Source organism: Mangrovibacterium sp. (genome assembly GCF_059905295.1).
This window is the reverse complement of record NZ_JBZQJF010000142.1, coordinates 1-8,724: the sequence shown is the minus strand read 5'-3', so window position 1 is coordinate 8,724 and position 8,724 is coordinate 1. Positions and strand designations below refer to the sequence as shown.

The following is an 8,724-nucleotide window of genomic DNA, read 5'->3' as shown; positions in this document are numbered from 1 at the left end:
GTAACAAATACAGGAATTTTGTTGCTGGTAGTTTGCTTCAGAACATTCCATTTTAAGTTAAAATCAGGATCTTTCCGATACTTAGAGATACCTGCTCCAATTTGAACATTTTCAATAGGTACATAATTTAATCCCAAACGAATGTCGGAGGCTGAACTATAAATACCCCACAAATCTGAATGGCCATTCTCAATGGGAGCAAATTTATGTGAGATCACAAATTCCAAAGTCTTAGCTGATGGAATATAGGAAGTTTGATTGTCGATAATCATAGTACCGGCGAAAGCATCGGTAACAGGACTATCACTTTCTTCTTCCTGAGCCCATGAATTAGTGCAAACCAACAGACTCAATAGAATGAATAATATTTTATACTTCATAATTTGATTGCTTTTCATTTTCACTAATTATTTAGAGCTCCCTGTTCAATCCAGGTTTCAATCAGGTTGACATCATTGGCTGATAGATGCCTTTGTGTGTGGCTGGTTGAATTCGGACCTACATGCTCTATAATATGACTCTGTTCCGGGTTGGTTTCATCAATATTATTCAAAAGGCTCTGGTACGCATTGGCCGCTGACCAATCAGGAGATTGTCCTCCGGTATAGTGGCATTGAGTACACGCAGGAGAACCAGACGAAAATATCGGCAAAATATCCGTCTGAAAACTTAGTGTTTGCCCACTCACATCCTCTATCACAGGGGCAGGTATAAATTCATACTGGCAAGCACTAAACACCATCCCCAACAGAGCAGCAAAAAGAAATAATTTATATTTTTTCATATTCAAAACTTTTGCTTGTAAAATGGTTTAAAAAAAGCTTCTGTTTTCAAGAAGCTTTTTTTTATATCAATCTTCTCTTATTGGAGAGCTTCAATCGTATTCTGAAGAAGAGCTTTAATATAGTCTGGGTTATGCACACCTTCACTACGGTCTTCTTCACAAAGGATATAGTTGTAATAAGCCCTTGCTAAAGTAACTTCATAAGTTCCTGGAACAACAGTACCACTAGCCATCACACCTTTTTCTTCCAACTTTGACTCCAATGTTGTCAACAAACCAGTAACTTCTGTTTGAACCCCATCAATATCGAAGTCTGTTACATCACCATGACATTGCGCACAAGCATTTACATTTGGTGCGAAAGTATGACTTGGATAATCAGAAGCTTCATACATATGGCATGTTACACACCCTGCCTCAGCATGTTTTGTGGCAGTGTTTCCTGTAGCTGGATAATCAACCGATCCTGCAAATTTATAACCTACCGCTCCAACAATCATATTTCCTTGAGGTCCATGGTGAGGGCCATAGTGCGTACTGGTAATTGCAAAATTACCATCAGTGTCAGCTTCCGGATAACCTGTTCTTGCCTGGTGACAGTTCACACATAAGTTGGATGGACCACCCAAATCAATTGTGTTTCCTTCATCAATAATTTCTGACACAGCCGCAGTAGTGCGAATGTATACAGGATCACCATTATCATCCTGGAAAGTAGGAATATCACTATTACCGTGTGAGTGACAAGCTCCACAAGTTATAGGTGTTGTACTAGTAACTGTGTCGGCCGCAGCTGTTTTAATAAAGGTTGTAAAACCATCTCCCGAGTGACAACGAGAACAATCTTCTCTTCCTCCTGCATATGCAAAAGAAGTACCAATTGCATGATTTGAACTACTCCAATCCGAAGTAATCTCTGCCACCTTTGAGTCGGTATGACAATCCATACAAAAAGCTGTACCATCGGCGCCAGCCGCACCGTCTGCGCCATCAGTACCATTAGTACCGTCAACGCCATCCATTCCCGCAGGACCCTCTTTTACACACGAGGGAATAACAAACAGCACAAGAGCTGCAATCGTTAATAAGCGAAATAATGTTTTGATTTTCATAATATTAGGTTTTAACACTTCAATTAATATTTTCTCAATCATTAAATAAATTCAATGATTTAAAGATATAATCGAAACAGTTAGTACTAATATTAAGATGGGTGATATAAGAACGCCTTCGAATTGATATATATCAACTATCCATTTCTGCTAATCATAAGTAGCTCATCTTCACTCAGAATCTCAATTTCACGACGATTATGACGAACAATACCGGAAAGCTCCAACTCCTTTAAACTCCGAATAAAACTTTCCTTTGTCATACCCGACATTTCAGCTAATTCTTGCTTATTTAAGTTACATATGAAAGGATTTGTCTGGTAGATTTGGTTTTTGAGGTATAATAAGGTATCAGCCACGCGCCCGGGCATATACTTTTGGGTTAAACCAACCAGACTTTCGAGCATCTGTATATTTTGGCGGTTATTGTATTTCAATAGTTCGTAAGCAAATTTGCTATTATTTTCCAATAGCTTATGCAACCGGTCCGAATCGATAAAACAGCACTCGATACGTGTAATTGCACTGACCGTAAAGTGACGAATATCATCGCTCACAACTCCTCCTGCAGTAATCAAACTATTCCCGGTCAATATTTTCAAGATAACATTTTTCCCACGTGAGCTTTCAGCAACCATTTTTGCCATTCCTTGTTTCAGACAGACAAAATGTGTTGTCGAAGTATTTTGCTTAATAATTGTTTCACCCGGATTGAATACAATATTCTGTTTACACTGCATGAGATATTCTAACTCATCAGTAGACAGCGATTTAAAAAGAACTGCGTCTTTTCCCGGAAAGCAATTTACACAACAGTTTATCTTGCAACTTAAACAATCTTTTTTTACGGAATCATCAAACATGGGCAATCAAGACTTATGTATAAAACTACATTTTTTCATAAATTCATATTAAAAGTAGTAGAATTTATGAAATATCCAGCACCGAAATTAAAGGTAAAGTTCCGAAAACAATACCTATATAATAATCCACATCTGAAACTTAACACATTACTAACTAAGTAACAAAAACAGATGCTATATAACACAAGATAGCACAACCTTATTATTAATTAGTCATGAAGTCCAAAATATCTTTTGCCAACCTACTTTTCTTCCCCTTGTAAAACTCGGTAAATCCACATTTAGAGCAGCTTACCGCAGTAAATACGCGATTTTGAATATTGAAAAACCGGGAAAAACCAGTCCCTGTCATACTAATTTGGTCGACTATCGGTTGCTTACAACCACACTTAACACATTGATAAGTTTTTTTCATGATGATTGCTCACTAAAATGATTATTGTCTTTACCCGAATCCGGTCGTTTACGCCCCGATTCTTTTAATGCTTTATTCAAGATCCATTCAATTTGTCCGTTAACACTCCGAAATTCATCCGCTGCCCACTTTTCCAGTGCGGAATAATCTTCCGGAGTCAATCTTAGCATAAATGCTTTTTTTCCTGCCATATCCTTATCCTTCCTATGTTACCTCATCCAATACCGGAATTCACATGACCTTTCACTTAAGCATACCTTTAATATATACTACCTGTATTAACAATCGGAGTTGCATCTTTGTCGCCACACAATACAACCATTAAGTTACTCACCATCGTTGCCTTTTTTTCTTCATCCAACTGCACGATGTCTTTTTTGCTTAGCTCATCCAACGCCATCTCAACCATACTTACAGCTCCTTCAACTATTTTGAATCGGGCGGCAACAATCGCTGTAGCCTGCTGTCTTTTCAACATAGCCTGGGCAATTTCCTGAGCGTATGCCAAATAATTTATCCGGGCTTCCATAACCTCAATACCTGCAATCTTAAGGCGATCAGTTACCTCCCGTTCCAATTCTTCATTGACTTCTTCCCCACCACTTCTCAAAGTGATTTCAGCTGCCTCATCTTCAAAATTATCATAGGGATACAAGCCCGCCAGCTTACGAATGGCCGCTTCGGTTTGAATAGTTACAAAATGCTCATAGTCATTCACGTCGAAAGCTGCTTTAAAGGTCTCCTGAACCCGCCAAACAAGAACGACTCCAATCATAACAGGATTTCCAATCTTATCGTTCACCTTAATTGGTTCGCTATCCAGGTTACGAGCTCGCAACGAAATCTTCTTCTTGGCCAAAAAAGGATTAGCCCAGAAAAAACCATTCGACCGAATTGTTCCCTTATAATTTCCGAATAAAACCAACACCGCACTTTCATTCGGATTAACAATCACAAATCCAGGGATTAAAAAGAAAAAGAGGAGAATAAGTAGTCCTGTCGGGATTAGCATTCCTCTTACAATACCAAATACAACCAACAAAACAATGATCAATTCAAGAGCAACAAAAAGGTACCCAGAAATTGCAGAATAATTTTTTTCCATGACTTGATGATTTAGTTCATATTAATATCAAAATGATATCATCAAGTTAAAATAAAAAAGCATCTTTTCCAAGATGCTTTTCAATATAAAATTAGAATCGTTTTTTAGTTTTTGTAAAACTCAGCAACACCCAAAGAAGTAACTTCAACCGAATAAACCGCTGCAAAATCTAATATTTTACTCAGGCTATCCGTTGAAGGACCGCTTTGAACATGCTGTTCTTCCTCGTTCAGCATGTCATCAATACAAGACTGAAGATCAGCCTCTGATTCCATAAAAAAATCTAACCATGTAAAAGTTCTATCCATAAGCATCAGTTTTAATGTTTAACTTACACAATCCTAACGCTTATTTAATCGGAATATTGTAGCGAACTTCTAAATTTTCGTCAACAACAAATTGTTCTTCTCAATGATTTTTCTCAAGTTAATTAAAGCATATCGCATCCGTCCCAAGGCCGTATTTATACTGACACCAGTCCGATCTGCAATTTCTTTAAAACTTAAGCCCAAATAATGGCGCATGATAATAACCTGACGCTGATCGTCCGGCAACTCATCAATCAGTTTTCGAACATCGGCTGTAATCTGTTCAAAAACCAACCGCTCCTCGATATTTTCGTCAGAAAACTTGGACGAGTTGAACAAATCGAAATCAGAATCTTCATTCGACATGGTATTCAACAGACGTTCTTTCCGAAAATGATCAATAATCAGGTTGTGCGATATACGGAGCACCCAGGAAATAAATTTCCCGTTCTCGGTATACTTACCTGTTTTCAACGAACGGATGACCTTAATAAAGGTATCCTGGAAAATGTCTTCGGCTAACGCTTGATTTTTCACAATCAGGAAGATGTACGTGTACACCCGGTTTTTGTGACGCTGAATAAGCATCTCAAGCGCAGACTGATCACCTCTAATGAAGTTTTGAACGAGCATGTTGTCGTTCTCAGTTTGTGTGCTGAACATTACTTTCTAATCTTAGTTAATAAAAAAGTAAAATTCTCCTATAGGCAATCAGTTTTAAATGTGAGTGAAACTATTTATTAAATTTGCGCTTTGTAAAATTCTTGGATTTCAGTTAAAAAAGCAAATTTTTTCTTAATAAAATTTAAATCAAAGGGATGACTGACAGCAAAAAGAGACAAAATATCCACATAAAAGGGGCTCGTGTACACAATTTAAAGAACGTAGAATTAGAAATACCAAGAAATAAATTTCTAGTAATAACGGGGCTTTCGGGCTCCGGAAAATCATCCCTAGCCTTTGACACCCTTTATGCTGAAGGTCAGCGCCGTTACGTAGAAAGCTTATCCTCATATGCTCGTCAATTTTTGGGGAGAATTAATAAACCGGAGGTGGATTTCATCAAAGGTATCCCCCCTGCGATTGCCATTGAACAGAAAGTAAATTCACGCAACCCCAGATCAACCGTTGGAACATCGACAGAAATATACGATTACTTAAAATTATTATATGCCCGCATCGGAAAAACGATCTCCCCGGTATCAGGAACTGAAGTAAAACGTCATCAGGTTGGCGATGTCGTCGACTTCATGTGCTCATTCCCCGAAGAAACAAGAATGTTAATATGTGCTCCATTGCGAACAAAAAACGGACGCACTATTGAGGAAGAAGCAGAACTGCTCCTGCAACAAGGTTTTTCGCGCATTGAAACCCCCAAAGGAATTCAACGCATCGATGAGCTGATTAAAGACGAAGCACTTTCAAAATGTACCGGTCAATGCAACCTGGTTGTGGACCGTTTGCAGGCGACTCGTGACGAGGATAATATGAGCCGGATGGCCGATTCAACACAAACTGCCTTTTTCGAAGGCCATGGTGAATGTATTATTAAAGTATATACCGAAGACGGAGAAAAAGAAGAACACTTCTCAAACCTGTTTGAGGCAGACGGAATGGAGTTTGACGAACCAAGCGAGCACATGTTTAGCTTTAACAACCCGGTGGGTGCCTGTCCGAGCTGCGAAGGTTACGGTAAAGTGATTGGTATTGATGAAGATCTGGTTGTCCCCAACAAAGCTCTATCGGTTTACCAGGATGCTGTAGCCTGCTGGAAAGGTGAAACGATGAAAGCATATAAAGAGCAACTCATCAAAACCGCGTCTAAGTTTGATTTCCCGATTCATAAATCCTATTACGAGCTCAGCCCGGAGCAACGCCACCTGCTATGGACAGGGAACCAGCATTTTGAAGGGATCAATGCATTCTTTAAGATGCTGGAAAGCAATACCTATAAAATTCAGTACCGGGTAATGCTGGCTCGTTACCGCGGCAAAACGACCTGCCCAGAATGTAAGGGAACCCGCTTGAAAAAATCAGCCGGTTACGTAAAGGTTGGTAACACTTCGATTCAGGATTTAGTACTGGTTCCGGTTATTGAACTTCGTCAATTCTTCAAAAACCTGGAGCTGAGTGAACACGATACCAAAGTTGCCAAACGAATTTTAATTGAGATTACAAGCCGTCTGGACTTCCTCTGTGATGTAGGCCTTGGTTATCTGACCCTAAACCGGTTATCATCAACCCTGTCCGGCGGAGAATCACAACGGATCAACCTGGCCACCTCTCTTGGCTCAAGTCTTGTTGGCTCACTCTATATTCTGGACGAACCCAGTATTGGCCTTCACCCCAAAGACACCGAACGGTTAATTAACGTGTTGCGCAAATTGCAGAAAATAGGAAATACCGTGCTGGTTGTTGAGCATGACGAAGAAATTATTCGCGCAGCTGACCAAATTATCGATATTGGTCCTAAGGCCGGTGTACATGGTGGAGAGTTGGTCTTCCAGGGAGATCACGAAGCTTTGCTCAAAGCTCAAAACAGCTTGACGGCCGATTACCTGACAGGACGCAAAAAGATTGAAGTACCCAAAATCCGCCGTAAATGGAACAACTATATTGAAGTTATCGGAGCGAGGGAAAACAACCTGAAAAATGTCTCGGTCAAATTTCCGCTAAATACCATCACTGCCGTCACCGGGGTCAGCGGATCGGGTAAATCGACCTTGGTCAGCCGGATTTTATATCCCGGAGTTGCGAAATTATTCGGCACCTATACCGAAAAGACCGGCCAGCACGATGCCATAAAAGGTGATTTTAAACGGTTGACAGCTGTTGAGTTTGTCGATCAAAACCCGATTGGAAAATCGTCGCGCTCGAACCCGGTTACCTACCTGAAAGCATACGATGAAATTCGTAAGCTCTTTGCCGACCAGCAAGCTTCGAAGTACCAGGGATTCAAGCCGGCCCATTTCTCCTTCAATGTTGACGGGGGACGTTGCGAAGAATGCCAGGGAGAAGGTCAAATTAGCGTTGAGATGCAGTTTATGGCCGATGTTCACCTGGTGTGTGAAAGCTGCCACGGCAAACGCTTCAAAGATGATATCCTTGAGGTTCAATACCGGGGAAAAAACATTTACGATGTGCTGGAGATGACCGTGAATCAAGCCATCGATTTTTTTGGCGAAGGAAAAAACTCCACTGAAAAGAAGATTGCCAGTAAGCTTCAGCCCTTGCAAGATGTCGGCTTGGGATACGTTAAACTGGGGCAAAGTTCTTCAACCTTATCGGGCGGGGAAAGTCAACGGGTGAAACTGGCTGCATTCTTAGCCAAAGAGAAAGACAGCCCTACCCTTTTCATTTTTGACGAACCAACAACGGGGCTCCATTTCCACGACATCAACATTTTGCTGGTCTCATTCAATGCATTGATTTCCCGCGGACACAGCATCATCATTATTGAACACAACCTTGATGTGATTAAATCGGCGGACTGGATTATCGATCTGGGACCGGAAGGCGGAAAAAATGGTGGAAAAATCGTATTTGAAGGTACGCCTGAGGACCTGGTGAAGTGCAAAGAATCATTTACAGGACAAGCCTTGCAGGAAAAACTTTGACCCGTTGATTATTTTCAAGTTCTAAATAGTTTCGTTTTTAGTCCGCGCTAATTGTGATCGTATAAAACAATGACAGTTTATGGCTGCGCTAATTGTGGAAGTCAAAAACAGTCCTCGTTTTAGCCCGCGCTGATTGTGGAAGTAAAAATTTGTTACCATTTTGGTCCGCGCTGATTGTGGAAGTACAAAACACAGATTAAGCCCGCGCTCGTTGTGGAGCTAAAAATCGGTCACCACTTAGGCCCGCGCCCATTGTGGAGATGCAAAACAGCCACTATTTAAGTCCGCGCCCATTGTGGAGATGACAATCAGCCATTGTTTAGGCCCTCGCCCGTTGTGGAAGTGTCAAACCATCATTGCTTTATCCACCGACCGGATAAGTTAGGCTCACCCCGGACGAAGCATCTTCATCCTGCCATGAAGAAATTAATTGTGGGGAACATTTTCGGCTCCCTCCTCTGCAAATTGGATCACTTCGATGTAACTTAAGGTGCATAAACACGAATCTCATGTAATTTAG

Annotated in this window: 10 protein-coding genes; 1 reads left to right on the top strand and 9 read right to left on the bottom strand. The window is 40.6% G+C overall.

Annotated features, from left to right (window positions below; translation table 11 throughout):
* The 9 genes from AC37HE_RS07590 to AC37HE_RS07550 all read right to left on the bottom strand — a co-directional run.
* Positions 1-398 (bottom strand): DUF5777 family beta-barrel protein (locus AC37HE_RS07590; RefSeq protein ID WP_500782206.1); only part of this gene is annotated, 398 nt, incomplete at its 3' end.
* Between the two features lie 5 nt (positions 399-403).
* Positions 404-784: a hypothetical protein gene (locus AC37HE_RS07585; RefSeq protein ID WP_500782205.1), complete on the bottom strand. Its 381-nt coding sequence runs from the start codon at positions 782-784 to the stop codon at positions 404-406.
* A 77-nt stretch (positions 785-861) separates the two neighbouring features.
* Positions 862-1,938: a cytochrome c3 family protein gene (locus AC37HE_RS07580; protein WP_500782204.1), complete on the bottom strand. Its 1,077-nt coding sequence runs from the start codon at positions 1,936-1,938 to the stop codon at positions 862-864.
* Positions 1,939-2,033: 95 nt separating this feature from the next.
* A complete protein-coding gene (locus AC37HE_RS07575; protein ID WP_500782203.1) occupies positions 2,034-2,636 on the bottom strand; it encodes a Crp/Fnr family transcriptional regulator in 603 nt (200 codons plus the stop codon).
* A 328-nt stretch (positions 2,637-2,964) separates the two neighbouring features.
* Positions 2,965-3,174: a zinc ribbon domain-containing protein gene (locus AC37HE_RS07570; protein ID WP_500782202.1), complete on the bottom strand. Its 210-nt coding sequence runs from the start codon at positions 3,172-3,174 to the stop codon at positions 2,965-2,967.
* The gene (locus tag AC37HE_RS07565) at positions 3,171-3,365 is read right to left on the bottom strand and encodes a type II toxin-antitoxin system antitoxin (RefSeq protein WP_500782201.1); all 195 of its coding nucleotides are present in this window, start codon (positions 3,363-3,365) and stop codon (positions 3,171-3,173) included. Before AC37HE_RS07565 ends, AC37HE_RS07570 begins: the two co-directional genes overlap by 4 nt.
* Positions 3,366-3,433: 68 nt before the next feature.
* Positions 3,434-4,279, bottom strand: a complete 846-nt coding sequence (locus AC37HE_RS07560) for an SPFH domain-containing protein (RefSeq protein ID WP_500782200.1) — start codon at positions 4,277-4,279, stop codon at positions 3,434-3,436.
* Positions 4,280-4,383: 104 nt separating this feature from the next.
* Positions 4,384-4,587 (bottom strand): hypothetical protein, encoded by a 204-nt coding sequence (locus tag AC37HE_RS07555; RefSeq protein ID WP_500782199.1) that lies wholly within the window; start codon positions 4,585-4,587, stop codon positions 4,384-4,386.
* Positions 4,588-4,656: 69 nt separating this feature from the next.
* Positions 4,657-5,250, bottom strand: coding sequence for an RNA polymerase sigma factor (locus AC37HE_RS07550; RefSeq protein ID WP_500782198.1), 594 nt, complete (start codon positions 5,248-5,250; stop codon positions 4,657-4,659).
* Positions 5,251-5,405: 155 nt separating this feature from the next.
* Between AC37HE_RS07550 and uvrA the strand changes: the two genes are divergently transcribed.
* A complete protein-coding gene (uvrA, locus tag AC37HE_RS07545) occupies positions 5,406-8,204 on the top strand; it encodes an excinuclease ABC subunit UvrA (protein WP_500782197.1) in 2,799 nt (932 codons plus the stop codon).
* Positions 8,205-8,724 lie beyond the last annotated feature (520 nt).

Excerpts from the sequence above, each read along its gene's own strand:
- AC37HE_RS07560 (WP_500782200.1), bottom strand. The coding sequence starts at position 4,279 with ATGGAAAAAAATTATTCTGCAATTTCTGGGTACCTTTTTGTTGCTCTT.
- AC37HE_RS07580 (WP_500782204.1), bottom strand. The coding sequence starts at position 1,938 with ATGATTGAGAAAATATTAATTGAAGTGTTAAAACCTAATATTATGAAA.
- uvrA (WP_500782197.1), top strand. The coding sequence starts at position 5,406 with ATGACTGACAGCAAAAAGAGACAAAATATCCACATAAAAGGGGCTCGT.
- AC37HE_RS07565 (WP_500782201.1), bottom strand. The coding sequence starts at position 3,365 with ATGGCAGGAAAAAAAGCATTTATGCTAAGATTGACTCCGGAAGATTAT.
- AC37HE_RS07570 (WP_500782202.1), bottom strand. The coding sequence starts at position 3,174 with ATGAAAAAAACTTATCAATGTGTTAAGTGTGGTTGTAAGCAACCGATA.
- AC37HE_RS07575 (WP_500782203.1), bottom strand. The coding sequence starts at position 2,636 with ATGCAGTGTAAACAGAATATTGTATTCAATCCGGGTGAAACAATTATT.
- AC37HE_RS07585 (WP_500782205.1), bottom strand. The coding sequence starts at position 784 with ATGAAAAAATATAAATTATTTCTTTTTGCTGCTCTGTTGGGGATGGTG.
- AC37HE_RS07550 (WP_500782198.1), bottom strand. The coding sequence starts at position 5,250 with ATGTTCAGCACACAAACTGAGAACGACAACATGCTCGTTCAAAACTTC.
- AC37HE_RS07555 (WP_500782199.1), bottom strand. The coding sequence starts at position 4,587 with ATGGATAGAACTTTTACATGGTTAGATTTTTTTATGGAATCAGAGGCT.